The sequence below is a fragment of the Streptomyces chartreusis NRRL 3882 genome (genome assembly GCF_900236475.1).
GTDB classification, from domain to species: Bacteria; Actinomycetota; Actinomycetes; order Streptomycetales; family Streptomycetaceae; genus Streptomyces; species Streptomyces chartreusis_D.
On record NZ_LT963352.1, the window covers coordinates 6,734,399 to 6,760,064 of the forward strand.

The window sequence follows — 25,666 nt, forward strand, 5'->3', positions numbered from 1 at the left end:
GGGGAGGCGACGACGTATGGGCGACGACGGCGCACGACGGGTGTACGGGACGGCTTCCGCTCGCCGGAGCCCTCCGGCCGGCAAGGGCGAGAGGCTCGCCGACTGGGCGGACGGGCGGCTCGGGCTCTACGGGCTGGCCAGGGCCAACATGCGCAAGGTCTTCCCGGACCACTGGTCCTTCATGCTGGGCGAGGTCACCCTCTACAGCTTCGTCGTCCTGATCCTCACCGGCGTCTACCTCACCCTGTTCTTCGAGCCGAGCATGCAGGAGGTCGCCTACAACGGCTCCTACACGCAGCTCAACGGCGTGCTCATGTCCAGGGCGTTCGAGTCCACGCTCGACATCAGCTTCGACGTGCGCGGCGGGCTGCTGATCCGGCAGATCCACCACTGGGCGGCGCTGGTGTTCATCACGGGCATGCTGGTGCACATGATGCGGGTGTTCTTCACCGGCGCCTTCCGCAAGCCCCGCGAGCTCAACTGGGTCTTCGGCTGGACGCTGCTGATGCTCGGCATCATCACCGGCCTGACCGGCTACTCCCTCCCCGACGACCTGCTGTCCGGCACCGGCATCCGCTTCGCGCAGGGCGCGATCCTGTCGGTCCCGATCGTCGGGACGTACCTGTCGTTCTTCCTCTTCGGCGGGGAGTTCCCGGGCGAGGACATCATCTCGCGGCTGTACCCCGTCCACATCCTGCTGCTGCCCGGGATCATGCTGGCTCTGGTGACCGCCCATCTGATTTTGGTCTTCTACCACAAGCACACGCAGTTCCCGGGCCCCGGGCGCAAGGAGCGGTCGGTCGTGGGGATGCCCTTCCTGCCGGTCTACATGGCCAAGGCGGGCGGCTTCTTCTTCCTGGTCTTCGGTGTCCTGACGGTCATGGGCGCGATCGCCCAGATCAACCCCGTGTGGGCCTTCGGCCCCTACCGTCCCGACCTCGTCACCACGGGCGCCCAGCCCGACTGGTACCTCGGGTTCTCGGAGGGGCTGATCCGGGTGATGCCGGGGTGGGAGATCAACCTGTGGGGCTACACGCTGGTGCTCGGCGTGTTCATCCCCTTCTCGCTCTTCCCGCTGATCCTGCTCGCCCTCGGCCTCTATCCCTTCATCGAGGCGTGGATCACCGGCGACAGGCGCGAGCACCACATCCTGGACCGGCCGCGCAACGTGCCCGTGCGCACCGGCCTGGGCGTGGCCTGGCTGACCCTGTACGCCGTGCTGCTGATCGGCGGCGGCAACGACATCGTGGCCACGCATCTGCATCTGTCCATCAACGTGATCACCTGGTTCGTGCGGATCGGCGTCTTCGTGCTGCCGGTCGTCGCCTTCATCGTCACGAAGAAGATCTGCATGGGCCTCCAGCGCCGCGACCGCGCCAAGGTGCTGCACGGCAGGGAGACCGGCACCATCAAACGGCTGCCGAACGGCGAGTACATCGAAACGCACGAGCCCCTCTCGCAGGGGGAGCTCTTCACCCTCACCCAGCACGAGCAGCGCCCGCCGTACGAGATGGGGCCCCGGGTCGACGCGGGGGGCGTCCGCCGCAAGGTCAAGCGGTCCGAGCGGCTGCGTGCCCGGCTCGCGAAGGCGATGTTCGGGCCGGACGCGCGGATCGAGAAGCCGACGGTGGAGGAGTACCGGGAGATCACCAGCGGCGATCACCAGCCGCACTGACGACCAGGGCCCGGCACTCGTGGGGGTCGCCCCAGGCCGTGCGCAGGGCCCGGGCCTTGGTCAGCCACAGCGACAGGCCGTACTCCGCGGTGTAGCCGATCGCGCCGTGCAGTTGCAGCGCGGTGCGGGCGGTGCTGTACGCCGCCTCGCACGCGGCGACCTTGGCGGCGGCGACCTCCGCCGGCCGCATGCTCAGGGCGGCACCGAAGACCAGCGGACGTGCGAACTCCAGGGCGATCTTCGCGTCGGCCAGCCGGTGCTTGACCGCCTGGAACGACCCGACGGGCACCCCGAACTGACAGCGCCGCTTCACGTGGGCGACGGTCCGGTCGAGGAGCGCCAGGCCCACGCCCAGGGCCTGCGCGGCGGTGGCGAGGCGGGCCCAGGCGAGGGCCTGTTCCGTGAGCGGACCGGCCAGGAGGAGTTCGCCGCCCGGGGTGAGGGGTGTGAGGCGGCGGGCCGGGTCGAGCGCGGGGCGGACGGGGCCGTGGCCGGGGGAGAGGCGGATGCCGTCGGGGGAACAGGACAGGCGCAGGCCGGCGGCGTCGCCGTCGAGGGCGTACGACTGCTCGGTCCCTACTGTCGCGATCGTCCCGCCCGACGCCAGCGGCGGCAGCAGTCGCTTTGCCGTGCCCGGGTCCGCACCGCTGAGGAGCACCGCCGCCATGACCGTCTCGACGAGCGGCCCCGGTACCGCGTGACGGCCCAACTCCACGAAGGCGACGGTCAGGTCGACCGGTCGCGGCCCCAGGCCGCCTTCGCAGGTCTCCGGAACCGCCAGCGCGAACACGCCCGCCTCGGCGACACGGGACCACAGCGCCCGCCCGCTCGCATGGTCGCCCCGGCTCCAGTCCCGCACCACCGCCGGTGTGTCCGCCGCCGTCAGCAAGGCGTCCAGCGAGGCGGCGAAGGCGCGCTGCTCGGCGTCGAGGAGGAAACGCATCAGCGGCGTCCCTTCGGCAGTCCGAGCAGGCGCTCGGCGATGATGTCGCGCTGGATCTCGTTCGTGCCCGCGTAGATCGGACCGGCGAGTGCGAAGACGTACCGCTCCGCCCAGTCCGTGTCCGCCGGCTCGCCCTGAGGGCCCAGGAGATCGAGGGCCGTCTCGTGCAGGGCGAGGTCCAGTTCGGACCAGAAGACCTTGTTCAGGCTCGACTCCGGGCCGACGGCCCCGCCGTCCAGGAAGCGGGAGGCGGCCGCGTACGTGAAGAGCTGGTAGGCGCGGGCGCCGATCAGGGCGTCGGCCACCCGCTCCCGCTCCGACACCGGACCGCCCCGCTCCCGCCACAACTCGCCCAGCCGCCGCGCGGCGGCGAGGAAACGGCCGGGGGAGCGGAGCATCAGCCCGCGTTCGGCGCCCGCCGTCGCCATCGCGATCCGCCAGCCCTGGCCGGGTGCGCCGATCACGTCCTCGTCGGGCACGAAGACCTCGTCCAGGAACAGCTCCGCGAACGCCGGCTTGCCGTCGAGGCGGGCGATCGGGCGGACCGTGACCCCCGGGCCGCGAAGGTCGAACATGAGGTACGTCAGGCCCTGGTGCGGCTTCGCGGTGTCCGGGTGGCTGCGGAACAGGCCGAACGCGCGGTCGGCGAACGCGGCCCGCGAGGACCAGGTCTTCTGGCCGCTCAAGCGCCAGCCGCCGTCCGTGCGCACGGCCCTCGCCCGCAGGGACGCCAGGTCCGAACCGGCCTCGGGCTCCGACCAGGCCTGCGCCCAGACCACCTCTGCGGAGGCCATCGGGGGCAGCACCCGGGCCCGCTGCTCCTCGGTGCCGTGGGCGAAGAGGGTCGGGGCGAGCAGGTGGATGCCGTTCTGCCCGACGCGCCCCGGGGCGCCCGCCGCGTAGTACTCCTCCTCGAAGACCAGCCAGCGCAGGAGCCCCGCGTCCCGCCCGCCGTACTGCGACGGCCAGTCGACCACCGACCAGCGGTCCGCGGCCAGCTCCGCCTCCCAGGCGCGGTGGGCGGCGAAGCCCTCCGCCGTCTCCAGCGAGGGCAGCGGCTCGCGCGGCACGCGCGCGTGCAGCCACTCCCGCACCTCGGTGCGGAACTCCTCGTCCGCCGGCGAGAACGCGAGATCCACGACCGCCCTCCTTCCCTAACAAGTGTTTGGTAGGTTAGCGTGAGGCCATGACAGACGTCGAGAGTCCGTCGTACGTGCCCGGCCACGGCGTGCTGAAGGGGCGGACCGCCGTGATCACCGCCGCGGCCGGCGCGGGAATCGGCGGGGCCACCGCGCGCCGCTTCCTGGAGGAGGGCGCGCGCGTCCTGATCAGCGACGCGCACGCGCGGCGGCTCAAGGAGCACCAGGCGGAGCTGGCCGGCGAGTTCGGCGCGGCGTCGGTCGCCGCTGCACCCTGCGACGTCACCGACGAGAGGCAGGTCCGCGCCCTCTTCGACACGGCGGTCCGGGAACACGGACGCCTCGACGTCGTGGTCAACAACGCCGGTCTCGGCGGCACCGCGGACCTCGTCGACATGACCGACGAACAGTGGTCCCGCGTCCTGGACGTCACGCTGAACGGCACGTTCCGGTGCCTGCGGGCCGCACTCCGTCACATGCGGGAAAGCGGCGGCGTGATCGTCAACAACGCCTCCGTCGTCGGCTGGCGCGCCCAGGCCGGGCAGGCCCACTACGCCGCCGCGAAAGCGGGAGTGATGGCGCTGACCCGGTGCGCGGCGGTCGAGGCGGCCGAGTACGGCGTGCGGGTCAACGCCGTCGCGCCCAGCCTCGCCATGCATCCGCACCTGGTGAAGGTGACCACGCCCGAGCTGCTCGCCGAGCTGATCTCACGCGAGGCCTACGGGCGGTACGCCGAGCCCTGGGAGGTGGCCAACGTGATCGTGTTCCTGGCCTCCGGCTACTCCTCGTACATGACGGGGGAAGTGGTGTCCGTCAGCAGCCGGCACCCCTAGGACAATGGACCTGTGCCTCCTACGAAGAAGAAACCCCAGGTGACCGCCGCAGAGCCCGCCGCCGCCCGCGACCGCCGCAGCGAACTCCTCGGCACCGCCGCCGAGGTCTTCGCCGAGCAGGGCTACAACGCCACCACCGTCCGCAAGATCGCGGACCACGCGGGGATGCTCGCGGGCAGCCTCTACTACCACTTCGACTCCAAGGAGTCGATGCTGGAGGAGATCCTGCGCACCTTCCTCGAGGAGCTCTGGGACGGCTACGACGCCGTGCTGGGTGCCGGACTCGGGCCCCGTGAGACGCTGCAGGCCCTGGTCACCGAGTCGTTCCGGGAGATCGACCGGCATCGCGCGGCCGTCGCGATCTACCAGAAGGAGAGCAAGCAGCTCGTGGCGCAGGAGCGGTTCGCGTTCCTCGCCGAGTCGCAGCGCAGATTCGAGAAGGCGTGGCTGTCCACGCTGGAGCGCGGCGTCGCCGAACGGGCCTTCCGGGCCGACCTCGACGTCCGGCTCACCTACCGGTTCGTGCGCGACACGGTGTGGGTGGCCGCGTCCTGGTACCGGCCGGGCGGGCGGCACAGCCCGGACGAGATCGCCCGGCAGTACCTGTCGATGGTGCTGGACGGGATCGCCGTACGCGAATAGCCCTTATCCCCGAGGGAGTTGCCATGGCCGAGGCCTACATCGTCGAAGCGGTCCGCACGCCCGTCGGGCGGCGCGGGGGAGGGCTGAGCGCCGTCCATCCGGCCGATCTCGGCGCGCATGTGCTGAAAGAGCTGATGAGCCGCTCGGGCGTCGACCCGGCGGCCGTGGAGGACGTCGTCCTCGGCTGTCTGGACGCGGTGGGGCCGCAGGCCGGGGACATCGCGCGGACCTGCTGGCTGGCGGCCGGGCTGCCCGAGGAGGTGCCGGGCGTGACCGTCGACCGGCAGTGCGGTTCCTCGCAGCAGGCCGTGCACTTCGCGGCGCAGGCCGTGCTGTCCGGCACGCAGGACCTGGTCGTGGCCGGCGGGGTGCAGAACATGTCGATGATCCCCATCGCCTTCGCCACCCGGCAGGCCGCCGAGCCGCTGGGGCTCACCCAGGGCCCGTTCGCGGGCAGTGCGGGCTGGCGGGCCCGGTACGGGGACAAGCCCGTCAACCAGTTCGCGGGCGCCGAGATGATCGCCGCGAAGTGGGGGATCGGCCGGCGGGACCAGGAGGAGTTCGCCCTGCGGTCCCATCAGCGGGCGGTGCGGGCGATCGACGAGGGCCGCTTCGACCGCGAGACCGTGCCGTACGGGGAGGTCGCGGCCGACGAGGGCCCGCGCCGGGACACGTCCCTGGAGAAGATGGCGGGGCTCAAGCCGGTCCTCGACGGCGGCACGATCACCGCCGCCTGTTCCTCACAGGTCTCCGACGGGGCGGCGGCGATGCTGCTGGCCTCGGAGCGGGCCGTGCGCGAGCACGGGCTCACCCCCCGCGCGCGTGTGCACCATCTCTCGGTGCGCGGCGAGGACCCGATCCGCATGCTCACCGCCCCGATCCCGGCCACCGCCCACGCCCTGAGGAAGACCGGCATGACCATCGGCGACATCGACCTGGTCGAGATCAACGAGGCCTTCGCCCCGGTCGTCCTGGCCTGGCTGAAGGAGACCGGCGCGGACCCGGAGAAGGTCAACGTCAACGGCGGTGCCATCGCCCTGGGTCACCCGCTGGGCGCGACCGGCGTGAAGCTGATGACGACCCTGCTGCACGAACTGGAGCGCACCGGCGGCCGGTTCGGCCTGCAGACCATGTGCGAGGGCGGTGGCCAGGCCAATGTGACGATCATCGAGAGGCTGTGAGACGCCGGCGGGTGTCCTCGGCCTCCTCCATGATCCGCTCCACCAGCTCCGCGCACGAGGGCAGGTCGTCGATCACTCCGGCGACCTGCCCGGACGCCATCACGCCCAGATCCGTACGGCCGTCCACCATGGACGCCTTGAGCAGCATCGGTGTGTTGGCGGCGAGCAGGACCTGGCTCCAGGTCAGGTCCTTGCCGTGCCGGAGGGCGAGGCCGTCGCGGACCATGCGACGCCAGGTGAGGCCGGACAGCCGCCGGAAGCGGGACGCCCTGCGCGTCGCATGGAACAGGGCTGTCACCCGGCCCGCGTCCTCCAGCGCGTCCACCAGCTCCGTGCGCAGCATGCGATGCGGCAGCCCGTCCACCGCCCGGGTGACCGTCACGTCCCGCACCGTCGCCGCCAGGTACCGCGCCTTCACCGCCTCCGGCACCGTCGAGTCCGAGGTGAGCAGGAACCTCGTGCCCATGGCGATACCCGCCGCGCCGTAGGCCAGAGCCGCGACCAGTCCCCGCCCGTCGAAGAACCCGCCCGCCGCCACGACCGGTATGTCCACGGCGTTGACCACCTGCGGCAGCAGCACCGTCGTGGCCACCTCGCCGGTGTGCCCGCCGCCCTCCGTGCCCTGCACGAGGACCGCGTCCGCGCCCCACCCGGCGACCTTCTCGGCGTGCCGCCGCGCCCCCACCGTCGGCATGACGACCACCCCGGCCTCCTTGAGCTCGCCGATCAGCTCCCGGGAGGGGGCCAGGGCGAAGGAGGCGACCCGGACGCCCTCCTCGATCAGGATCCGCACCCGGTCGCCGGCGTCCGCCGCGTCGGCGCGCAGGTTCACCCCGAACGGCGCGTCGGTACGGGCCCGGACCTCCCGGACGGCCGCGCGCAACCGGTCGAGCGTCATCGTCGCGGAGGCCAGGATGCCCAGAGCGCCCGCGTTCGCCGTGGCGGAGACCAGACGCGGCCCCGCCACCCAGCCCATCCCGGTCTGCACGAGGGGATGACGGACCCCGGTCAGCCGGGTCAGCGCCGTCTCCATCACGCGGCGACCTCCCTGGTACGAGCGGCGGCCGGGTCGACGACCTCGCGGATCAGCCGGAGCTCCTCGGCGGTCGGCTCGCGGGTCGGCGGCACCTCGTCCGGGACGCTCAGCTCGAAGCCCGTCGCCTCCCTGACCTGCTCCACCGTGACCCCCGGGTGCAGCGAGGCCAGCCGCATCGAACGGTCCGGGGTGGCGAAGTCGAAGACACCCAGGTCGGAGACGACCCGCGGGATGCGGTGGTGACGCGCCCCGGCGGCGTGGTCGTACCCGACTCCGCAGACCAGGTCGACCCGCTCGACGAAAACCCGCCGGGAGTGCCTGGGGATCCAGTAACTGGTCGGATGGTTGAGGGTGTTGACCGGTGCCCCGCGCACCCCGAGCAGCTGCCGCCGCGGCCGCTCCCAGTCGCCGATGCAGGAGATGTTCTGGTTGCCGAACCGGTCGATCTGGCTCGCGCCCATCATCACGTGCCGCCGGCCTCCGGTGACCAGGGCCAGATGCTGCCGGTACGGCAGCCAGCCCTCCGTCGTCCCGTCCGGGCGGACCAGCAGCGCCTCGCCGTCGGTCAGCAGCAGGTCCGGCGCGAAGGTGAGCCGGGCGAGGCGGGCGCCGACGGAGGGGATCAGCCCCATGGGGCTCGCGAGCACCTCACCGTCGCCCCGCCAGGCCTCGGCGCACGCGATCACGCAGTACTCCGCGCGGCTGACGCGCGTCATGTCCCCTCCCCGACGGCCGACTGGTACGCCTGCTCGTCCCCGGCGAGGAAGCGGGCCGCGAACTGAGACCAGGGTGTCGTCGCGTACGTCTTCTGGAAGGCCTCGTCCCGGCCGTAGTCGGGTGCGCAGGACGTGAAGTGCGCCCCGTTCGGGGCCTCCACGACGCCTGTCACCGTGTGCCGCTTGAGCAGCAGGGTCTGCGGCGGTGCCGCCTTCGTCAACTCGGCCGTGTCGACGATCCGTTCGCAGCTGACGTACGCCGTGTCCGCCGCCTCGCAGAACAGGTCGTCGAAGTACGGGTCCGGGCCCAGGTACTGCCCGTTTCCCAGCCGGTCGGCGCGGTTGACGTGCACCAGGGCCGCGTCGAGCCGCAGGGCGGGCATCGCCACGAACGTCTCCCCGTCCTCGTACGGCGAAGTGACCGTCCGCAGGCCGGGGTTGACCCGCATCACGTCCGAGCCGATGCCGGCCCGCACGGGCAGGAACGGCAGCCGGTTCGCCGCCGCGTGCAGGCCCCACATGAACATCGCCTCGTCGATCTCCGTCAGGTCGAAGGCCCCACGCTCGCGGGCCGCGCGGTAGTGCGGCTCCAGGGGGATCGAGTCCAGGGTGACGAAGGCCGTGACCAGCTTCCGGATCCGCCCGGCGGCGGCCAGCATGCCGATGTCCGGGCCGCCGTACGAGACGATCGTGAGATCGGTGATCCGGGATCGGAGCAGTGCTCTCACCAGGGCCATCGGCTTGCGGCGCGAGCCCCAGCCGCCGATGCCGAGGGTCATGCCGCTGGACAGGCGGGACACGGCCTCGTCGACCGTCATCGTCTTGTCACTCACCTACGTGCCCTCCTTCCCGAAGCCGGCGCGCACCCGGTCCGCCACCCCGCTGAGGCCCGCCTCGAAGGTGAAGCCCTGCTCGAAGCGGTAGCTGCGGCGCACGTCGACCGGGTCGATGCCGTTGATGGCGGCCTTGGCCAGGCGCAGCAGCCGCCCGTCCTTGGCGGCGATCTCGCGGGCCAGCCTCAGGGCTGCAGCGCGCAGTTCCCCGCGCGGCACGACCCGCCACACCGAGCCGTGCGCGTGCAACTCGGCCGCGGTCGCCGTGCGCGAGGTGTAGTACAGGGCGCGCATCAGGTGCTGCGGCACCAGCCGGGCCAGGTGGGTGGCCGCGCCCAGCGCACCCCGGTCCAGCTCGGGCAGCCCGAAGACGGCGTCCTCGCTCGCCACGATCACGTCCGCGTTGCCCACCAGCCCGATACCGCCGCCCAGGCAGAAGCCGTGCACCGCCGCCACGACCGGCACCGCGCAGTCGTACACGGCGGCGAAGGCCTCCGCGCAGGCGTGGTTGGCGCCGATCAGCGCGCCGTTCGGGTCGTTCTGTATCTCCTTGATGTCCACGCCCGCGTTGAACCCGCGCCCCTCGGCCCTCAGCACCACGCACCGCACCTCCGGGTCGCGCCCGGCCGCGCGCACCGCGTCGGCCAGGGCGAACCAGCCGGCCACCGGCAGGGCGTTCACCGGCGGGAAGTCGACCGTGACGACGGCTATGCCCTTTTCCACGCACGAGGTGGAGACACCCATGGCCGCATCAGCTACCTTTCCACCAAACGTTTGTTAGGTGGAAGGTAGCAGCGAATGGAGCTGGACGGGAGGGTCGCCGTCGTCACGGGCGGGACCCGGGGCGTCGGGGCCGGCATCGCGCGTGCCTTCGCACGGGCGGGAGCCGAGGTCGTGGTCTGTGCCCGCCGCCCACCGGAAGTCCCGGTGCCCGGAACCGAGTTCGTGCCGCTGGACGTCCGGGACGCCGACGCCGTCCGGCGGCTGTGCGGCGAGCTGCCCCGGCTGGACGTCCTCGTCAACAACGCGGGCGGCAGCCCCCACCGCCCGCTCACCCACGCCGACGCCGACCGGCACGCGCGCGTGGTGGAGCTCAACCTCGTGGCACCGCTGACCGTGTCCCTCGCCGCGTACGAGCACCTACGGCGGGCCAGGGGCTCGATCGTCATGATCGGCAGCGTCAGCGGAGGCCGCCCGTCCCCGGGCACCGCCGCCTACGGCGCCGCCAAGGCGGGCCTGGAGAGCCTCGCCCGCTCGATGGCCGTGGAGTGGGCGCCCGACATCCGGGTCAACACCCTCGTCGTCGGCATGGTCCGCACCGAACTGTCCCACCTCCACTACGGCGACCGGGACGGCGTAGCCGCCGTCGCCCGCACCGTCCCGCTCGGCCGTCTCGCCGAGCCGTCCGACGTCGGCCGGGCCGCAGTCTTCCTCGCCTCGGACGCCGCCGCCTACATCAGCGGGGCGAGTCTGCTCGTCCACGGGGGCGGGGAGCGCCCCGCGTTCCTGGGCGTCTCGACCGCGCACAAGGAGACCTGAGATGAGCGGAATCTGTGACGGGCGGGTCGTCGTCGTCACCGGCGCGGGCCGGGGGCTCGGCCGCGCCCACGCCCTCGCCTTCGCCGCCGAGGGCGCGCGGCTCGTCGTCAACGACCTCGGCGTCGGCCTCGACGGCACACCCGGAGCCGACGGGATGCCCGGGCCCGGCAGCCCGGCCACCCGTGTCGCCGAGGAGATCCGCGCGGCGGGCGGCGAGGCGGTGCCGCACGGCGGCGACATCGCCACGACCGAGGGCGCGGCCTCTCTCGTCCGGACGGCCCTGGAGACGTACGGCCGGCTCGACACGCTCGTCAACAACGCGGGCTTCCTGCGCGACCGGATGCTGGTCAACCTCGACGAGGACGACTTCGACGCCGTCGTACGCGTCCACCTCAAGGGCCACTTCCTGCCCCTGCGGCACGCCGCCGCGCACTGGCGGTCCGAGGCCAAGGCGGGCCGCCCGCCGGAGGCCCGGATCGTCAACACCAGCAGCGGAGCCGGGCTGCTCGGCTCGGTCGGACAAGGCAACTACAGCGCCGCCAAGGCCGGGATCGTCGCCCTGACGCTGGTCGCGGCGGCCGAACTGCGCCGCTACGGCGTCCAGGTCAACGCGATCGCCCCCGCCGCCCGGACCCGTATGACGGAGCGGACCTTCGCCGAAACCATGGCGGCGCCCGACTCGGGCTTCGACGCGATGGCCCCGGAGAACGTCTCCCCCCTGGTCGTCTGGCTCGGCTCGGCCGCGAGCGCGGGGGTCACGGGCCGGGTCTTCGAGGCGGAGGGCGGCCGGATCACGGTGATGGAGGGCTGGCGCCCGGGTCCGAGCGCGGACAAGGGGGAACGGTGGGTTCCGGCAGAGGCGGGGGAGGCGGCGCGGAAACTGCTGGCGGAGGCGGACGAGCCGGGGCCGGTGTACGGAGCTTGAAGGCGGTGTACGGGACTTGCAAGGCGATGTACGGGACTTGAACGGTGGCGTACGGGACTTGAACGGTGGCGTACGGCTTGAAAGGCGCACCCGGAGGCGCGCGCACTGGGGAATGCCTACGTGTCGCACTCCAACACGCTCCGGCACAACGCACACCGCGCCCGGACCCGCCCCCGCACCGGCACCCTGATCCGCTGATGGCAGGTCGGACACGGAAACGACACCCGCAGCCGCCCACCCCCGTCGGGAGTGAACGAGTACCGCACACCCGGCTGCGGCGGCCCGGCCGGCGCGTGCCGCCGGTCGCGCGCGTACCGCCGCCGCCCCGCCCAGCCCGCCGCGGTCAGCGGCGGCTGCTGCTCATCGCGCCGGGCCAGCTCCATCCCCTTCACGTACGCCGTGTACGCCTGCGGGCTGGTGAACCACACCGACGGGTCCTCGCCGAAGACCAGCGCGCGCTTGGCCAGCACGTACCCGAATTCCTCCGGCGTCAGATAACCCAGCTTCTGGGACGACGCCCGGTCCTCCCGGTACGCGTCCAGCAGCAGCCAGCCCGCGCCCAGATACGTCGTCGCCGTGTCCGTCAGGATCTCGTTGTCCCGGACGCCGGGAAACGACAGGTCGAGGCGGTGCAGATACACATGCATCACCTCGTGCGCCAGGGCCGCCCCGATGTCCCGCCGATGCGTACGGAACCGGTCGTTCAGCTCCACGAAGTACTCCGGCCCGGCCGCGAGCTCGACGTTCGCCGCGTGCCGCATCTCCCGGAAGCTCACGATCAGCCGGGCGTCCGGCAGCCGGTAGTGCCGCACCAGCTCGTGCGCCACCCGCTGCGCCCCCAGATACAGGTCGTCGGTGTCGCAGAACGCCACGTCGGCGGGGAGCACACTGGTCGCGAACGTCTGGATCGTGTCGTACGACAGTCGCTTGTACAGCGCCGTGATGGCCGCCCGCACCGTCTCCAGATGCGGGTAGCCGTGCTCGACCGGCCCGTCGTTCGCCACGCCTCACCCCCAAGACGCCCCTGAACCCGGTTCCACTGTACGAAAGTGTGACGCCCACAGGGGCGCTCCGCCGCCGCGAAAACCGGTCGTCGCCGCTCCCGCCCGCCGACAGAATCCGGGCCGTGACCAGCGAACAGCGTTCCGTCGCCGCCTCGCTCCAGGTGGGCGGGCAGGACGACGAACTCTGCCGTGGACATGCTCTGGGTGCGCGCGGACCAGCAGCCCGCCGGCTGGGGCGGCCGGCTGATGCGCGCCGCGGAGGCCGAGGCCGTCCGGCGCGGCTGCACGGACATGATCGTCTCCACGGACAGCTTCCAGGCGCCCGCTGCTACCCGCGGCTCGGCTTCCGGGAACGGGCCCGCATCGAGGGCGTGCCCGGCGGACACGAGGAGATCTACTTCCACAAGCGGCTGAGCGAGGCTTCGACAAGCGGCTGAGCACCGCCGAGTCGTGAGACGGCCCGCGGCCGCCGGGCCTGCGCCCCTTAGGCTGACCTGCCATGACCACCAGCAACACCGGCACCGGTGACGTCGACCCTGCCGTCGTCACGGAACTCGCCCGCCTGCGCGACAGCATCGACAACATCGACGCGGCCGTCGTCCACATGCTCGCCGAGCGGTTCAAGTGCACCCAGCAGGTCGGCCACCTCAAGGCCCGGCACCAGTTGCCGCCCGCCGACCCGGCCCGTGAGGCCCGCCAGATCGCCCGGCTGCGCGCGCTCGCCGAGAACGCCAAACTGGACCCGGCCTTCGCGGAGAAGTTCCTGAACTTCATCGTCGCCGAAGTCATTCGCCACCACGAACGCATCGCGGACGAGACGCTCAACGGCACAGCGCCCGGCCGCGACTGACCTCACGCGACCACCCTCCGGGGGAGTGACACGGCGTCCCGCGCGGGGCATGCTGCGCTGTGCACAGCATGTCAGCTGACGAGTACTGCGCGTCAGTGTCCCGGACTACTCTGGTCCTCCACGAGGGAGGGGCGTCGGGCCATGCCGTCGGATACCAGGATCCTCATCGTCGACGATCACGAGGACACGCTGTACGCGCTGGAGAGCGCCCTGGCCCCGCTGGGCTATCTGCTCGGCCGGGCCACCAGCGGAGACGAGGCGCTCAAGCAGGTGCTGCGCGGCCAGGTAGGCCTGCTCCTGCTCGACGTGCGCATGCCCGGCGTGAGCGGACTGGAGGTCGTGCGCTACATGCGGCGCGTGGAACAGACCCAGCACATCCCGGTGATCCTGCTCACCGGCTTCGGCCCCGACCAGGAACTGACCACCGCCGCCTTCGGCCTCGGCGTCGCCGACCTCGTCATGAAACCCGTGGACCCCTGGGCCCTGCGCACCAAGGTCCGCTACCTCTTCGACGCCCACCAGCACCACCTCGCCCTGGAGCAGGAGGTGCGCCGGCTGCGCGCTCAGGTCCGGGAGCACACCGAGACCGCCGCACACCCACAGCGGCCCGCCCTGCCCCACCCCGACGTGCATGTGCCGCCCCAGCGGCCCACGGGGGCGCACGCCGGGGAGCTCGAAAAAGACCGCGCATAGACCGGACATTGGGCGCGTACCGATCCGCCTCTGTGCCATGCCAGTGCCATCAGGCAGCATGTCCTGCATGTCCGTACTGACGCGCGACGAAGCGCAGACCCGAGCAGGGCTCCTCGACGTCCACCGCTACACGATCGAACTCGACCTGACCACCGGGGACGAGACCTTCGACTCCCGCACCCTGATCAGGTTCAGCGCCCGCGCGCACGGGGACACCTTCGTCGAGGTCAAGCCCGCCGAGCTGCGCTCCGTCACCCTCGACGGACAACCTCTGGACCCGGAAGCCCTCGACGGCAACCGGCTGCCCCTGAAGAACCTCACCGCCGGCGAACACGAACTGCGCGTGCACGCGCACATGCGCTACTCCCGCACCGGCGAGGGCATGCACCGCTTCACCGACCCCACCGACGGCGAGACCTACGTCTACACCCAGCTGTTCATGGAGGACGTCCAGCGCGTCTTCGCCGCCTTCGACCAGCCCGACCTCAAGGCCGTCTTCGAGCTGTCGGTGCAGGCCCCGGAAGGCTGGACCGTCCTCGCCAACGGCGTCACCGAGCACACCGGCGACGGCCTCTGGAAGGCCGCCGCCACCCCGCTGATCTCCACCTACCTCGTCGCCGTCGCCGCCGGCCCCTGGCACTCCGTGCGCGCCGAGCACCGCGGCCTGCCCTTCGGCCTGCACTGCCGCCGCTCCCTCGCCCCCTACCTGGACACGGACGCCGACGAGCTCCTCGACGTCACGCGCGCGTGCTTCGACCGGTACCACGAGAAGTTCGACGAGCCCTACCCCTTCGACTCCTACGACCAGGCCTTCGTCCCCGAGTTCAACGCGGGCGCCATGGAGAACCCCGGTCTGGTCACCTTCCGCGACGAGTTCGTCTACCGCTCCGCCGTCACCGACACCGAGCGGCAGACCCGCGCCATGGTCGTCGCCCACGAGATGGCCCACATGTGGTTCGGCGACCTCGTCACCCTCAAGTGGTGGGACGACATCTGGCTGAACGAGTCCTTCGCCGAGTACATGGGCTACCAGACCCTCACCGAGGCAACCCGCTTCACCGACACCTGGACCGACTTCGGCGTCAACCGCAAGGCCTGGGGCTACGACGCGGACCAGCGCCCCTCCACCCACCCCGTCGCCCCCGAGGCCGTCGACGACACCGCCGCCGCGCTGCTCAACTTCGACGGCATCTCCTACGCCAAGGGCGCCTCGGCGCTGCGGCAGCTGGTCGCCTGGCTCGGCGAGAAGGACTTCCTGGCCGGCATCAACACCCACTTCGCCCGCCACAAGTTCGGCAACGCCACCCTCGCCGACTTCATCGACTCCCTCGCCGGCGCCACCGAACGCGACGTCCACGCCTGGGCCGACGCCTGGCTGCGCACCACCGGCGTCGACACCCTCACCCCGAGCATCGCCCCCGGGGAGAACGGCACCTGCGCCCTCACCGTCGACCGCACGGGCAGCCGCCCGCACCGCATCGCCGCCGGCCTGTACGACCGGGACCTCGGCGACGACGGCGGGCAGCTCGTCCTGCGCGAACGCCTCCACCTGGACCTGCCGCAGACCGGCGCCCGTCCCATCGGCAAGCGCCCCGCGCTGCTCCTCCTCAACGACGGCGACCTCAGCTACGCCAAGGTCCGCTTCGACCCCGAGTCCTTCGAGACCATCCGCAAGGACCTGTCCGGCCTGCCCGAACCGCTCACCCGCGCGGTCGTGTGGAACGCCCTGCGCGACGCCGTCCGCGACGGCGAACTGGCGCCCGCCGCCTACCTGGAGACCGCCCGGGCCCATCTCCCGCTGGAGACCGACCTCGCGATCGCCCAGGGCGTGCTCGCCTTCGCGTCCACGTACATCACCGACCGCTACGTCACGCCCGAGGAGCGGCCCGCCGCGCTCGCCACGCTCTCCGAGCTGTGCCGCGACCTCATCCGCCGCACCGAGGACGGCGACAACCCCGGCCTGCGCCTGATCGCCGTACGGCACCGCATCGACGTCGCCGCCCACCCGGACACCATCGCCGCCTGGCTCGCCGACGGCACCGTGCCCGGCGGCCCGGAGCTCGACCCCGAGCTGCGCTGGCGCGTCCTGGGCCGGCTCGCCGTCCTCGGCGCCACCGACGAGGCCGCCATCGCCGCCGAACTGGAACGCGACCCGAGCGCCACCGGCCTGGAGGGCGCCGCCCGCTGCCGGGCCGCCCTGCCCGACCCGGAGGCCAAGGCCCGCGCCTGGGAGTCGATGTTCGGCTCCGACGACCTGTCCAACTACCTGTTCACCGCCACCGCCCAGGGCTTCTGGCAGCCCGAACAGGCCGACCTGGTAGGCGCGTACGTGCCGCGCTACTACACGGACGCGGTCGACCTCGCCGACCGACGCGGGCCGGCCATCGCCGAAGCCGCCGGCCGCTGGGCCTTCCCCGCCGACGCCGTCGACCCCGAGAACCTCCGCCTCGGCCAGGAGTGCCTGCGGGACGCCGCACCGATCCCGGCGCTGCGCCGCAAACTCGTCGACCAACTCGACGACCTGGCAAGGGCGCTGCGGGTCCGCCGAGACCAGGAGGTCTAGGGCCGGTCCCCGGGGCGCGGACGGTCGCCCGTCGGCGGCCCGGGCGGAGGACTTGAGGACCTGCGGACCTGAGGACCTGGGATCCGAGGCCCGGGCCGGGCGGTTCCGTACGAGTTTCCCCGTACGGAAGCACCTCCTCCGGCATCCGGTCGTTGGGCTATTCGGGCGCGCCCGCCCCGCCCCCCGGAGGACAGCCCATGAGCACGCCGCCCCTCGCCTCAGGACCCGAAGGCCCCCGCGCCCTGCGGCCGTTGCTCGACACCGTGCTCGAAGCACTGGACGAGGGCGCCCGGGCGCGCGGCGGGCCCCTGCCCGCGGGCGGGCCGGACGTCGTCGCGGCGCGGATGCGGGAGGCGCTCGGCGAGGCCCTGCCCGACGAGGGCGACCCGCACGCCCTGCGCACCCTGGTCCGCGCCTTCGCCGAGGGCGCCGCCGACCCGGCACACCCCCGGTGCGCCGCCCACCTCCACTGCCCGCCCCTCGCCCTCGCCACAGCCGCCGACCTCGCGGCCTCGGCCCTCAACCCGTCCCTGGACTCCTGGGACCAGGCCCCGGCGGCATCGGAACTGGAGACACTGGTCGCGGGGGCGCTGGCCGCCGAGATCCACGGGCCCGGGGGAGACCCGGGCACGGCCCCCGACTCCCTGATCACCACCGGCGGCACCGAGTCCAACCAGCTCGCCCTCCTCCTCGCCCGGGAGGCGCACGGCGGTTCGGTGCGGCTCGTGGTCGGGGCCAACGCCCACCACTCGCTGCCGCGCGCCGCCTGGCTGCTCGGACTGCCCGACCCCGTGGTGGTACCCGCCCCGGCCGGCACCCTCCACCCCGCCGCGCTCGACGAGGCCCTCTCCCACCTGGCCGGCCCGCTGCTCGTCGCCGCCACCGCCGGCACCACCGACGCCGGACTCATCGACCCCCTGCCCGAGATCGCCGCCCGCTGCGCGGCCCACGGCGCCCGGCTGCACATCGACGCCGCCTACGGCGGAGGGCTCCTCTTCAGCGACCGCCACCGCGCCCGGCTCACCGGGCTCGACGCGGCCGACACCGTCACCCTCGACCTGCACAAACTCGGCTGGCAGCCGGTCGCCGCGGGCCTCCTCGCCGTCAAGGACCGCCGCGACCTCACCGCCCTGCGGCACCGCGCCGACTACCTCAACGCCGCCGACGACACCGAGGCCGGCCTGCCGGACCTGCTCGGCCGGTCCCTGCGCACCACCCGCCGCCCCGACGTCCTCAAGCTCGCCGTCACCCTCAGGACCCTCGGCCGCAGCGGCCTCGGCGCGCTCGTCGACCAGGTCTGCGCCCGGGCCCGGGAGTTCGCCGCCCTCGTCGACGAGCACCCCGCCTTCGAACTCCACGCCCGCCCTGCCCTCAGCACGGTCCTGTTCCGGCCCGCGGGCGCCACCGACGACACCGTGGCCGCCGTGCGCCGCGCGCTCCTCACCGACGGCCGTGCCGTCCTCGGCCGGGCCCGCCTCGACGGCCGGCTCTGGCTGAAGGTCACCCTCCTCAATCCCGTCACCGGGCCCGCCGACCTGGCCGCGCTGCTGCACCTCGTGGCGGCGCGGCGAGCGACACTCGTGGAAGGACACACCCCCCGATGAACCCCGTGCCGAGTCCCCGGCCGCACGACGAGCCGAGCCCCACCCGGACCACCCCGCACCCGCACCACGAACCGGACGCACCCCGCGACCTGATCGGCATCGGCATCGGCCCGTTCAACCTGTCCCTCGCCGCGCTCGCCCACCCGCTCGGCGAACTCGACACCGCCTTCTACGAGCAGCAGCCCGCCTTCGGCTGGCACTCGGGCCTGCTCATCGAGGGCGCGACCATCCAGGTGCCGTTCCTCGCCGACCTGGTGAGCCTCGCCGACCCCACCAGCCCCTGGACCTTCCTCAACTACCTCAGGTCGCGCGAGCGCCTGTTCCCCTTCTACTTCGCCGAGCGCTTCCACATCCAGCGCGCCGAGTACGACGCCTACTGCCGCTGGGTCTGCGAGAACCTCCCGGCGCTGCACTTCGGCCACCAGGTCGACGCCGTCCGCTGGAACCCCGAACGCGACCTGTTCGAGGTCGACTTCACCCAGCTCGACGCCGACGGAGAAGCCGAGGCCCTCGGCCGTACCTACGCGCGGAACGTCGTCCTCGGCATCGGCACCGAACCCCACGTCCCCAACCCCCTCAAGCCCCTCGTGGAGGCCCCCGGCGTGCCCGTGGTGCACGCCGCCGACTACCTCGACCACCGCGCGGCCCTGCTCGCCGCCGAGCACGTCACCGTCGTGGGCATCGGACAGTCCGGCGCCGAGATCTTCCTCGATCTGCTCCGCAACCGGCCCGCCGGGCGCGAGAAGCTCCACTGGCTGGGCCGCACCGAGGCCTTCGCGCCGATGGAGTACTCCAAGCTGGGCCTGGAACACTTCACCCCCGACCACACCCGCTACTTCCACGCCCTGCCCGAGTCGGCCCGCGACCGACTCGTCGCCGGGCAGTGGCAGCTGCACCAGGGCATCGACGCCGCCACCATCGCCGCCATCCACGACGAGCTGTACCGCCGCACCCTGCACGGCGGCTGGCCCGACGCCGTCCTCACCCCCGGCGTCCGGGTCCGCACCGCAGGCCGGGTCGCGACCACCAAGGTGGAACTGCACCTGGAGCACGGCCGGCAGGACAGCCGCTCCCGCCTCACCACCGACGGCGTCGTCCTCGCCACCGGCTACCGCGAACGCCCCCTCGACGGGATCCTCGCCGGCCTCGACCCCTACATGCGCCGCGACAGCCAGGAACGGCCGCGCATCGACGAGGACTACCGCCTCGTCCTCGACCCGGCCGTCACCGGCACGGTGTACGTCCAGAACGCCGAGACCCACACGCACGGCGTCGGCACCCCGGACCTCGGCCTCGCCGCCTGGCGCAGCGCGGTCATCCTCAACTCCCTCACGGGCAGGGAGACGTACCGGCTCCCGCGCCGCACCGCCTTCACCACCTTCGGCCTCACACAGCGGCAGCAGGTCCCGCCGCCCCGTGAGGCACCGGCGCTGACCCCGCTCGTCGACGACCGGAGGTGACGAAGCCCGCGGCTCAGAAGACCGGCGTGCCGTTCCGCGTGAGCTTCCAGTCCACCGCCGCGAACCCGGCCGGATCGATGGACCCCTTCGCCTTCACCCAGGAGATCATGGTGTTGCGGATCTCCTCCGAGTTCGACCACAGCACCGGGGCGGCGGCCACATGCGGGAAGTTGCCCCCGCCGTTGGCCCGGTAGTTGTTCACCGCGAACACGAACTTCGCGTCGTCCGCGAGCGGCTGCCCCTCGAACCGCACGTCCGTCACCCGCGAACCGGCCGGCTTCGCGATGTCGATCTCGTACGAGAGCCCGCTCACCACGTCGTAGTTGTAGTCCGGCGTACCGTTCGCGTTGGTCAGCTTCGCCGGATCCACCGGAGCGTCCGGCGCCGTCCGCACGTAGTAGTTCGCGGAGAACTCCAGGTACGCCTTCATCTGCGCACCCGTCATCAGACGCGCCTCCAGCGTGTTCTCGAAGACGTACAGACCCGCCACGTCCCGGATGGTCACCTCGCCCGACGGGATCCGGGCGGACCGCGAGAAGCACGCCGCCTGCGACAGCACCGGCAGCGCGGCGTGCTCCGTGCCCGCCAGGGCCTGCTTCACCGTGTCCGCCTGGATGTGGTTGATCAGATCGATGATCGGGACGTCCTTGTACGGCGCCTCGGCCGACGTCATCTCCGCCGCGTTCGTGCCGATGACCTGGTTGACGTACGCCACGACCTTCTCGTGCTCGTCGGAGAGCAGCTTCGTGATCTTCGGGTCCTCCTCCACCGTGTTGGAGTTGAGGACCTTCGCCCCCACCTTCTCGACCTTCCAGCAGCCCTTCTCCCAGACCAGCTCGAAGTCGAAGAGCGTCAGCCGCTGCCCCCACTTCAGCGGCTCCGAGAGCACGACCTGCTTGCCCGTCTTCTTGTTCGTCACGAAGTACTCGGGGATCTCCGTGTGCGCGTGCCCGACCAGGATCGCGTCGATGCCCGGCACCTGCTCGGCCACCAGCCCGGCCGCGTTCTCGACGTACGGCAACTGGTCACCGTAGGACGACGTCCCCGACGAACCGCTGTGCGCCGACACGATGACGACGTCCGCGCCCATCGACCGCAGCTTCGGCACCCACTTCGCCGCCTGCTCCTCCAGCCCCGGGAACGTCATCTTCCCCTGCACGTTCGCCTTGTCCCAGATCGCGATGCCCGGATTGGTCAGACCCAGCACCGCCACCTTCACGTCCCGCCCGAACGGCGTGCGCAGCCGGTGCATGCTGTACGGCGGGAAGGCGGGCCGCAGCGTCTTCGCGTCCAGCGCGTTCGCGCCCAGCAGCGGGAAACGGCACTGCTGCTGGAATTTCCGCAGCACCGGGATGCCGTAGTTGAACTCGTGGTTGCCGAGCGCCGCCGCGTCGTAGCCCATGGCGTTCATGGCCTGCGCCATCGGGTGCACCGGGCCGCCCTCGGCCGTGATCGGGTCGACCTTCGCGTAGTAGTACGACAACTGCGTGCCCTGGATGGTGTCGCCCGCGTCGATCAGCAGCGTGTTGCGGCGGCCCTTCTCCGCACGGACGCGGTTCACCAGGGTCGAGACCTTGGCCAGACCGACGTCGTTGTGGTCCTTGTCGTCGAACTCCTTGTCCGTGAAGTAGTCCCAGTTGAAGACGTTGCCGTGCAGGTCCGTCGTCCCCAGCACGGTGAACGCGTAGCGCTTCGCGCCCCGCCCGGCGCCGTGCGCCTCGGCCGCCTGCGCACCCGGCGCCCCGACCGCACCGGCCAGCGCCACCCCCGCCCCGGTCACGGCGGACTTCTCCAGGAACTTCCGGCGGTTCAACGGCATGTCTGGCTCTCCTCGCGGAATCTGTGAACGACGCGCGTAGATAACGCGCGTAGATTCTGACCCGGTCATGACCAGAAGCAACAGCCCCGGCAGGTTGCGATCTGATGACTCGGCTCACCGGCCCCACCCCGTTGGCCAGCCAAGACATGACAGAGTGGGGCGTATGACCGCGCCCACGTCAGACGCCTCCCAGCCCGCCGTCCCCTACGGCACACCCGACGCCCCCCGCATCGCCGTCCGAGGTGAGGCCCGCCTCGAAGTCGACCCCGAGATCGCCCGCATAGGCATCACCGTCGCCGCCCGCGGCCGCGACCGCCGCTCCGCCCTCGACGACCTCACCCGCCGCAACGCCGGAGTCCTCGACCTCGTCAAGTCCTACGGCGACGCCGTCGAACGCCTGGAGACCGGCGCCTTCTCCATCACCCCCGAACTCACCAAGCACGGCCGGGGCGAACGCGTCCGCACCTACCACGGCAGCGTCCACGTCACCGCCGAGCTCACCGACTTCACCGCCCTCGGCGAACTCACCACCCGCCTCGCCGACCTGGAACTCACCCGCGTCGACGGCCCCTGGTGGGCCCTGCGCCCCGACTCGCCCGCCCACCGCGAAGCCCGCAAGAAGGCCGTACGGGAAGCCGTCCAGCGCGCCCGCGAGTACGCCGAGGCACTCGGCACCACCCTCTCCGCCCTGGTCGAACTCGCCGACATCGGCGCCGAGAACGCACCGCCGCCCTACCCGCAGGCCCCCGGCCGCGCCCGCTCGGCCGCCTACGGCAGTGCCGCCGAGAACGCCCCGGCGGCCCCCCTCGACCTCGAACCCCAGCGCCAGCGGGTCCACGCCCAGATCAATGCCCGCTTCACGATGGTGCCGCCGGAGCTCTAGCATTCCGAAAACCCGACCGAATTCCCCCGGGGTGCTCATCGGAGCACCCCGCCGCACAATTCAACACTTGTCAATAACGTTTCACGCAAAGTCTGTTGAGTGGTCACTCACGACCAATTCTCTACCAGTCGGTAACTCATAGGCTCAGACCATGCGCCGAGCAAAGATCGTCTGCACACTGGGGCCCGCCACCGATTCGTACGACCAGATCAAAGCCCTGGTCGACGCCGGAATGGACGTAGCCCGCTTCAATCTCAGCCACGGCGGACACGCCGAACACGAGGAGCGCTACCACCGGGTGCGAAAGGCCGCCGACGAGACCGGCCGCAGTGTCGGTGCCCTCGCCGACCTTCAAGGCCCGAAAATCCGGCTCGGCCGCTTCACCGAAGGCCCCGTACTCCTCGAACGCGGCGACACCTTCACCATCACCGTCGAAGAAGGCGTCGAAGGTGACCGCGCCACCTGCGGCACCACCTACGCCGGCCTCACCGACGACGTCACCACCGGCGAACGCATCCTCGTCGACGACGGCAAGGTCTGCCTCGAAGTCACCGAGGTCGACGGCCCCCGCGTCCACACCACGGTCGTCGAGGGCGGCGTCATCTCCGACCACAAAGGCCTCAACCTCCCCGGCGTCGCCGTCTCCGTCCCCGCCCTCTCCAAAAAGGACGAGGACGACCTCCGGTGGGCCCTGCGCACGGGCTTCGACGTCATCGCCCTCTCCTTCGTCCGCACCGGCCGCGACATCCAGGACGTCCACCGCATCATGGACGAGGAAGGCCGCCGCCTCCCCGTCATCGCCAAAGTCGAAAAACCCCAGGCCGTCGACAACATCGACGACATCGTCGCCGCGTTCGACGGCATCATGGTCGCCCGCGGAGACCTCGGCGTCGAAATGCCACTCGAACAAGTCCCGATCGTCCAGAAGCGCGCGATCAAACTGGCGAAGCGCAACGCCAAACCGGTGATCGTGGCGACCCAGATGCTCGACTCGATGATCGACAACGCCCGCCCGACGCGAGCCGAGGCCTCGGACGTCGCCAACGCCGTCATCGACGGCACGGATGCCGTCATGCTCTCCGGCGAGACGAGCGTCGGCAAACACGCCGTCGAAACCGTCCGCACCATGGCCCGCATCGTCGAAGCGGCGGAGGAAGACATCCTGGCCAAGGGCCTCCCGCCGCTCACGGAACGCAACAAGCCCCGCACCCAGGGCGGCGCGGTGGCCCGGGCCGCCGCCGAAATGGGCGACTTCCTCGGCGCCCGCTTCCTCGTCGCCTTCACCCAGTCCGGCGACACGGCCCGCCGCCTCTCCCGCTACCGCTCCCCGATCCCCCTCCTCGCCTTCACCCCCGACCAGGCCACCCGCTCCCAGCTCAGCCTGACCTGGGGCGTCGAGACCTTCCTCGGCCCCTGCGTGGACTCCACGGACGCGATGGTCGACCAGGTGGACGAACTCCTGCTGCGCTACGGCCGCTGCCAAAAGGGCGACACGGTCGTCATCACGGCCGGCTCTCCCCCCGGGGTCTCCGGCTCGACGAACCTGGTCCGCGTCCACCACATCGGCGAGGACGACAGCCCGAAGCAGGGCGTCAGTACTTGGGCCCCACGTGGTCGTCCATGAGGGCTACGGAGGCTTTGCGGGCGATGGAGATGTTGCGTGCGTTCGCCTGCTTCCAGTCGACGCCCACCTGGTCGAGCGCTCTGGTGAACAGGCGCATGATGTCGACTGAGACGTTGGTGAAGAAGTACCGCGGATACTCGTAGCGCTTCCGCTCGCCGGCAACGGTGCGAGTCGTCCAGTTGGTGATACGGCAGCCGTCGGAGTGGATGAGACCCCGGATGAACGCCCAGGGGTGGGCTTCGACGATGGCCTGTTGCCAGGGCGCGAGGACGATGGGTCGTTCATGCTTCTTGCCGGGGCCGTGCTGGGGGAAGAGGCGGGGCCAATGTCTGCTGTAACCGACCACGGAGACGTAGCCCTGCGCCTGAGTGCGATAGGAACGCCCGGTCGGATTCACGGCACGCATGGCGATCTCGCAGGCGTCGATCAGACCAGGCCATGAGTTCGCGCACGCGATTCTCAGGTAGTAGCCGGTGCGGGGGTGGCCGCTGATGCAGCCATCCCCGAGATAGAGGCCCAGTAAGTAGGCGTACGCGCACTCATCGGCGGGCGGCCCCGGCTCTTGGGGCGCGATTCGGGGCAGCGGCTCGAGGCGGTTCTGCCAGGAGCGGATCGCAGCGCGTGAAATACCCGTCTCCAGGCTCACCGAACTCAGGCTGCGGCCCTGGGCCACCAAGCCGAGCGTTCGCTTGCGTGTGCTGACGTCGTACATAGGGCCCACTGTGGGACGGTGATAACGACGACACGCAGAAAGAAGTCGAGGTTCACGAGAACGTGGACATCCACTTGTGAACCGTGACCTTGGAAATGAAGGAAAAGTGCCCCGGGTCGGACTCGAACCGACACTGTATGGGTTTTGAATCCATTGCCTGCTGCCAATTGGGCTACCGGGGCCCGGTGAATCGAAGGTTGACCTCGACCCTCCGCCTGACCACCATACCGCAGCTAGGTACGCTCTTGGGAGCAGTACCGGCCTGCCCCTACCAAGGAGCCCACGTGAGCGCCCCCGAGTCGCCCCAGCCTGTTGACGTGCCTGAAGACGACAAGTCGCACGTGCCTCCGATGACGACGCGGGTCGTCATCGCCGAGGACGAGGCCCTGATCCGGCTCGATCTCAAAGAGATGCTGGAGGAGGAGGGGTACACCGTCGTCGGTGAGGCCGGGGACGGGGAGCAGGCCGTGGAGCTGGCCCGTGAGCACCGGCCCGATCTGGTGATCCTGGACGTGAAGATGCCGAAGCTGGACGGTATCTCCGCGGCCGAGAAGATCGCCGAGGAGAGCATCGCGCCGGTGCTGATGCTGACCGCCTTCTCGCAGCGCGACCTCGTGGAGCGGGCCCGGGACGCCGGTGCCATGGCCTATCTGGTGAAGCCGTTCAGCAAGACCGACGTCGTCCCGGCGATCGAGATGGCCGTCTCGCGTTTCACGGAGCTGAAGGAGCTGGAGAAGGAGGTCGCCGACCTCACGCTGCGGCTGGAGACGCGCAAGCTCGTGGACCGGGCCAAGTCCATCCTCCAGACCGAGTACGGGCTGACCGAGCCCGCCGCGTTCCGGTGGATCCAGAAGACGTCGATGGACCGGCGGATGTCGATGCAGCAGGTCGCGGAGGCCGTCATCCAGGACGCCGAGGAGAAGAAGGCCAACAAGGGCTGAGAGCCGAGCGAGGCCCGCCCCCTTAGAAGGGGGCGGGCCTCTTTTGTGTGC

Annotated in this window: 24 protein-coding genes and 1 tRNA gene; 15 read left to right on the top strand and 10 right to left on the bottom strand. The window is 71.4% G+C overall.

The genetic code is table 11. From position 1 onward, the window contains the following. The first annotated feature begins 16 nt into the window (after positions 1-16). Positions 17-1,675, top strand: a complete 1,659-nt coding sequence (locus SCNRRL3882_RS30425; protein ID WP_231911186.1) for a cytochrome b — start codon at positions 17-19, stop codon at positions 1,673-1,675. Here SCNRRL3882_RS30425 and SCNRRL3882_RS30430 read toward each other — a convergent pair. Together SCNRRL3882_RS30430 and SCNRRL3882_RS30435 are read right to left on the bottom strand one after the other, a co-directional pair. Then, the gene (locus tag SCNRRL3882_RS30430; protein WP_010039480.1) at positions 1,647-2,618 is read right to left on the bottom strand and encodes an acyl-CoA dehydrogenase family protein; all 972 of its coding nucleotides are present in this window, start codon (positions 2,616-2,618) and stop codon (positions 1,647-1,649) included. The two genes, SCNRRL3882_RS30425 and SCNRRL3882_RS30430, sit on opposite strands and share 29 nt — an antisense overlap. Further along, the gene (locus SCNRRL3882_RS30435; protein WP_010039481.1) at positions 2,618-3,757 is read right to left on the bottom strand and encodes an acyl-CoA dehydrogenase family protein; all 1,140 of its coding nucleotides are present in this window, start codon (positions 3,755-3,757) and stop codon (positions 2,618-2,620) included. The genes SCNRRL3882_RS30430 and SCNRRL3882_RS30435 overlap by 1 nt, the downstream gene beginning before the upstream one ends. Positions 3,758-3,804: 47 nt before the next feature. Between SCNRRL3882_RS30435 and SCNRRL3882_RS30440 the strand changes: the two genes are divergently transcribed. From SCNRRL3882_RS30440 to SCNRRL3882_RS30450, 3 genes are read left to right on the top strand one after another with little or no spacing between them, the layout of a single operon-like run. Then, positions 3,805-4,590: an SDR family oxidoreductase gene (locus tag SCNRRL3882_RS30440; protein ID WP_010039482.1), complete on the top strand. Its 786-nt coding sequence runs from the start codon at positions 3,805-3,807 to the stop codon at positions 4,588-4,590. Positions 4,591-4,629: 39 nt separating this feature from the next. Continuing rightward, a complete protein-coding gene (locus tag SCNRRL3882_RS30445) occupies positions 4,630-5,232 on the top strand; it encodes a TetR family transcriptional regulator (RefSeq protein ID WP_010039484.1) in 603 nt (200 codons plus the stop codon). 23 nt (positions 5,233-5,255) lie between these two features. Then, the gene (locus SCNRRL3882_RS30450) at positions 5,256-6,413 is read left to right on the top strand and encodes an acetyl-CoA C-acetyltransferase (protein WP_010039486.1); all 1,158 of its coding nucleotides are present in this window, start codon (positions 5,256-5,258) and stop codon (positions 6,411-6,413) included. On the opposite strand, the gene SCNRRL3882_RS30455 is transcribed toward SCNRRL3882_RS30450, so the two are convergent. From SCNRRL3882_RS30455 to SCNRRL3882_RS30470, 4 genes are read right to left on the bottom strand one after another with little or no spacing between them, the layout of a single operon-like run. Continuing rightward, positions 6,397-7,446, bottom strand: coding sequence for an NAD(P)H-dependent flavin oxidoreductase (locus SCNRRL3882_RS30455; RefSeq protein WP_010039487.1), 1,050 nt, complete (start codon positions 7,444-7,446; stop codon positions 6,397-6,399). The two genes, SCNRRL3882_RS30450 and SCNRRL3882_RS30455, sit on opposite strands and share 17 nt — an antisense overlap. Then, positions 7,446-8,165: a CoA-transferase subunit beta gene (locus SCNRRL3882_RS30460; RefSeq protein WP_010039488.1), complete on the bottom strand. Its 720-nt coding sequence runs from the start codon at positions 8,163-8,165 to the stop codon at positions 7,446-7,448. The genes SCNRRL3882_RS30455 and SCNRRL3882_RS30460 overlap by 1 nt, the downstream gene beginning before the upstream one ends. Next, a complete protein-coding gene (locus tag SCNRRL3882_RS30465) occupies positions 8,162-8,998 on the bottom strand; it encodes a CoA transferase subunit A (RefSeq protein ID WP_010039489.1) in 837 nt (278 codons plus the stop codon). The genes SCNRRL3882_RS30460 and SCNRRL3882_RS30465 overlap by 4 nt, the downstream gene beginning before the upstream one ends. Next, the gene (locus SCNRRL3882_RS30470; RefSeq protein WP_010039490.1) at positions 8,999-9,742 is read right to left on the bottom strand and encodes an enoyl-CoA hydratase family protein; all 744 of its coding nucleotides are present in this window, start codon (positions 9,740-9,742) and stop codon (positions 8,999-9,001) included. 54 nt (positions 9,743-9,796) lie between these two features. Here SCNRRL3882_RS30470 and SCNRRL3882_RS30475 point away from each other — a divergent pair, with 54 nt between their 5' ends. Next, positions 9,797-10,537 carry an SDR family oxidoreductase gene (locus tag SCNRRL3882_RS30475; protein ID WP_010039491.1) on the top strand — a complete coding sequence of 247 codons (741 nt, stop codon included), beginning with the start codon at positions 9,797-9,799 and terminating at the stop codon, positions 10,535-10,537. Between the two features lies 1 nt (position 10,538). Then, positions 10,539-11,462: an SDR family oxidoreductase gene (locus SCNRRL3882_RS30480; RefSeq protein ID WP_010039492.1), complete on the top strand. Its 924-nt coding sequence runs from the start codon at positions 10,539-10,541 to the stop codon at positions 11,460-11,462. A gap of 116 nt (positions 11,463-11,578) precedes the next feature. Here SCNRRL3882_RS30480 and SCNRRL3882_RS30485 read toward each other — a convergent pair whose 3' ends face one another. After that, complete coding sequence (locus SCNRRL3882_RS30485) at positions 11,579-12,466, bottom strand: hypothetical protein (protein WP_010039494.1); 888 nt, start codon at positions 12,464-12,466, stop codon at positions 11,579-11,581. A 122-nt stretch (positions 12,467-12,588) separates the two neighbouring features. Between SCNRRL3882_RS30485 and SCNRRL3882_RS30490 the strand changes: the two genes are divergently transcribed. The 6 genes from SCNRRL3882_RS30490 (at position 12,589) to SCNRRL3882_RS30515 (ending at position 19,636) form a co-directional block, all read left to right on the top strand. Next, positions 12,589-12,903, top strand: coding sequence for a hypothetical protein (locus SCNRRL3882_RS30490; RefSeq protein WP_158688409.1), 315 nt, complete (start codon positions 12,589-12,591; stop codon positions 12,901-12,903). 62 nt (positions 12,904-12,965) lie between these two features. After that, positions 12,966-13,316 (top strand): chorismate mutase, encoded by a 351-nt coding sequence (locus SCNRRL3882_RS30495; RefSeq protein WP_010039498.1) that lies wholly within the window; start codon positions 12,966-12,968, stop codon positions 13,314-13,316. A 141-nt stretch (positions 13,317-13,457) separates the two neighbouring features. After that, the gene (locus SCNRRL3882_RS30500; protein ID WP_010039500.1) at positions 13,458-14,009 is read left to right on the top strand and encodes a response regulator; all 552 of its coding nucleotides are present in this window, start codon (positions 13,458-13,460) and stop codon (positions 14,007-14,009) included. Between the two features lie 67 nt (positions 14,010-14,076). Next, positions 14,077-16,572 carry an aminopeptidase N gene (gene pepN / locus SCNRRL3882_RS30505; RefSeq protein ID WP_010039502.1) on the top strand — a complete coding sequence of 832 codons (2,496 nt, stop codon included), beginning with the start codon at positions 14,077-14,079 and terminating at the stop codon, positions 16,570-16,572. 197 nt (positions 16,573-16,769) lie between these two features. Further along, positions 16,770-18,176, top strand: coding sequence for a pyridoxal phosphate-dependent decarboxylase family protein (locus SCNRRL3882_RS30510; RefSeq protein WP_010039504.1), 1,407 nt, complete (start codon positions 16,770-16,772; stop codon positions 18,174-18,176). Then, positions 18,173-19,636, top strand: coding sequence for a lysine N(6)-hydroxylase/L-ornithine N(5)-oxygenase family protein (locus SCNRRL3882_RS30515; RefSeq protein ID WP_010039506.1), 1,464 nt, complete (start codon positions 18,173-18,175; stop codon positions 19,634-19,636). Before SCNRRL3882_RS30510 ends, SCNRRL3882_RS30515 begins: the two co-directional genes overlap by 4 nt. 13 nt (positions 19,637-19,649) lie before the next feature. Here SCNRRL3882_RS30515 and SCNRRL3882_RS30520 read toward each other — a convergent pair whose 3' ends face one another. Further along, complete coding sequence (locus SCNRRL3882_RS30520) at positions 19,650-21,455, bottom strand: bifunctional metallophosphatase/5'-nucleotidase (RefSeq protein ID WP_010039508.1); 1,806 nt, start codon at positions 21,453-21,455, stop codon at positions 19,650-19,652. Between the two features lie 163 nt (positions 21,456-21,618). Between SCNRRL3882_RS30520 and SCNRRL3882_RS30525 the strand changes: the two genes are divergently transcribed. Both SCNRRL3882_RS30525 and pyk read left to right on the top strand, forming a co-directional pair. Continuing rightward, entirely contained in the window at positions 21,619-22,338 is a 720-nt protein-coding gene (locus tag SCNRRL3882_RS30525; RefSeq protein ID WP_010039509.1) for an SIMPL domain-containing protein, read from the top strand. 151 nt (positions 22,339-22,489) lie between these two features. After that, positions 22,490-23,962: a pyruvate kinase gene (gene pyk / locus SCNRRL3882_RS30530; RefSeq protein WP_010039511.1), complete on the top strand. Its 1,473-nt coding sequence runs from the start codon at positions 22,490-22,492 to the stop codon at positions 23,960-23,962. Here the strand turns inward: pyk and SCNRRL3882_RS30535 are convergent. Together SCNRRL3882_RS30535 and SCNRRL3882_RS30540 are read right to left on the bottom strand one after the other, a co-directional pair. After that, complete coding sequence (locus SCNRRL3882_RS30535) at positions 23,931-24,674, bottom strand: helix-turn-helix domain containing protein (protein ID WP_010039513.1); 744 nt, start codon at positions 24,672-24,674, stop codon at positions 23,931-23,933. The two genes, pyk and SCNRRL3882_RS30535, sit on opposite strands and share 32 nt — an antisense overlap. Before the next feature lie 107 nt (positions 24,675-24,781). Beyond that, a tRNA-Leu gene (locus SCNRRL3882_RS30540) sits at positions 24,782-24,856 on the bottom strand. 102 nt (positions 24,857-24,958) lie between these two features. On the opposite strand from SCNRRL3882_RS30540, the gene SCNRRL3882_RS30545 reads away from it, so the two are divergent. Beyond that, positions 24,959-25,615 (top strand): ANTAR domain-containing response regulator, encoded by a 657-nt coding sequence (locus tag SCNRRL3882_RS30545; RefSeq protein WP_010039515.1) that lies wholly within the window; start codon positions 24,959-24,961, stop codon positions 25,613-25,615. Positions 25,616-25,666: the final 51 nt, after the last annotated feature.

Bases quoted from the DNA above. Each gene is read 5' to 3' on its own strand.
- SCNRRL3882_RS30440 (WP_010039482.1), top strand. From the start codon at position 3,805: ATGACAGACGTCGAGAGTCCGTCGTACGTGCCCGGCCACGGCGTGCTG.
- SCNRRL3882_RS30525 (WP_010039509.1), top strand. From the start codon at position 21,619: ATGACCGCGCCCACGTCAGACGCCTCCCAGCCCGCCGTCCCCTACGGC.
- SCNRRL3882_RS30495 (WP_010039498.1), top strand. From the start codon at position 12,966: ATGACCACCAGCAACACCGGCACCGGTGACGTCGACCCTGCCGTCGTC.
- SCNRRL3882_RS30520 (WP_010039508.1), bottom strand. From the start codon at position 21,455: ATGCCGTTGAACCGCCGGAAGTTCCTGGAGAAGTCCGCCGTGACCGGG.
- SCNRRL3882_RS30455 (WP_010039487.1), bottom strand. From the start codon at position 7,446: ATGGAGACGGCGCTGACCCGGCTGACCGGGGTCCGTCATCCCCTCGTG.
- pyk (WP_010039511.1), top strand. From the start codon at position 22,490: ATGCGCCGAGCAAAGATCGTCTGCACACTGGGGCCCGCCACCGATTCG.
- SCNRRL3882_RS30515 (WP_010039506.1), top strand. From the start codon at position 18,173: ATGAACCCCGTGCCGAGTCCCCGGCCGCACGACGAGCCGAGCCCCACC.
- SCNRRL3882_RS30480 (WP_010039492.1), top strand. From the start codon at position 10,539: ATGAGCGGAATCTGTGACGGGCGGGTCGTCGTCGTCACCGGCGCGGGC.
- SCNRRL3882_RS30450 (WP_010039486.1), top strand. From the start codon at position 5,256: ATGGCCGAGGCCTACATCGTCGAAGCGGTCCGCACGCCCGTCGGGCGG.
- SCNRRL3882_RS30430 (WP_010039480.1), bottom strand. From the start codon at position 2,618: ATGCGTTTCCTCCTCGACGCCGAGCAGCGCGCCTTCGCCGCCTCGCTG.
- SCNRRL3882_RS30460 (WP_010039488.1), bottom strand. From the start codon at position 8,165: ATGACGCGCGTCAGCCGCGCGGAGTACTGCGTGATCGCGTGCGCCGAG.
- SCNRRL3882_RS30500 (WP_010039500.1), top strand. From the start codon at position 13,458: ATGCCGTCGGATACCAGGATCCTCATCGTCGACGATCACGAGGACACG.
- SCNRRL3882_RS30510 (WP_010039504.1), top strand. From the start codon at position 16,770: ATGAGCACGCCGCCCCTCGCCTCAGGACCCGAAGGCCCCCGCGCCCTG.
- pepN (WP_010039502.1), top strand. From the start codon at position 14,077: ATGTCCGTACTGACGCGCGACGAAGCGCAGACCCGAGCAGGGCTCCTC.
- SCNRRL3882_RS30535 (WP_010039513.1), bottom strand. From the start codon at position 24,674: ATGTACGACGTCAGCACACGCAAGCGAACGCTCGGCTTGGTGGCCCAG.
- SCNRRL3882_RS30425 (WP_231911186.1), top strand. From the start codon at position 17: ATGGGCGACGACGGCGCACGACGGGTGTACGGGACGGCTTCCGCTCGC.
- SCNRRL3882_RS30470 (WP_010039490.1), bottom strand. From the start codon at position 9,742: ATGGGTGTCTCCACCTCGTGCGTGGAAAAGGGCATAGCCGTCGTCACG.
- SCNRRL3882_RS30475 (WP_010039491.1), top strand. From the start codon at position 9,797: ATGGAGCTGGACGGGAGGGTCGCCGTCGTCACGGGCGGGACCCGGGGC.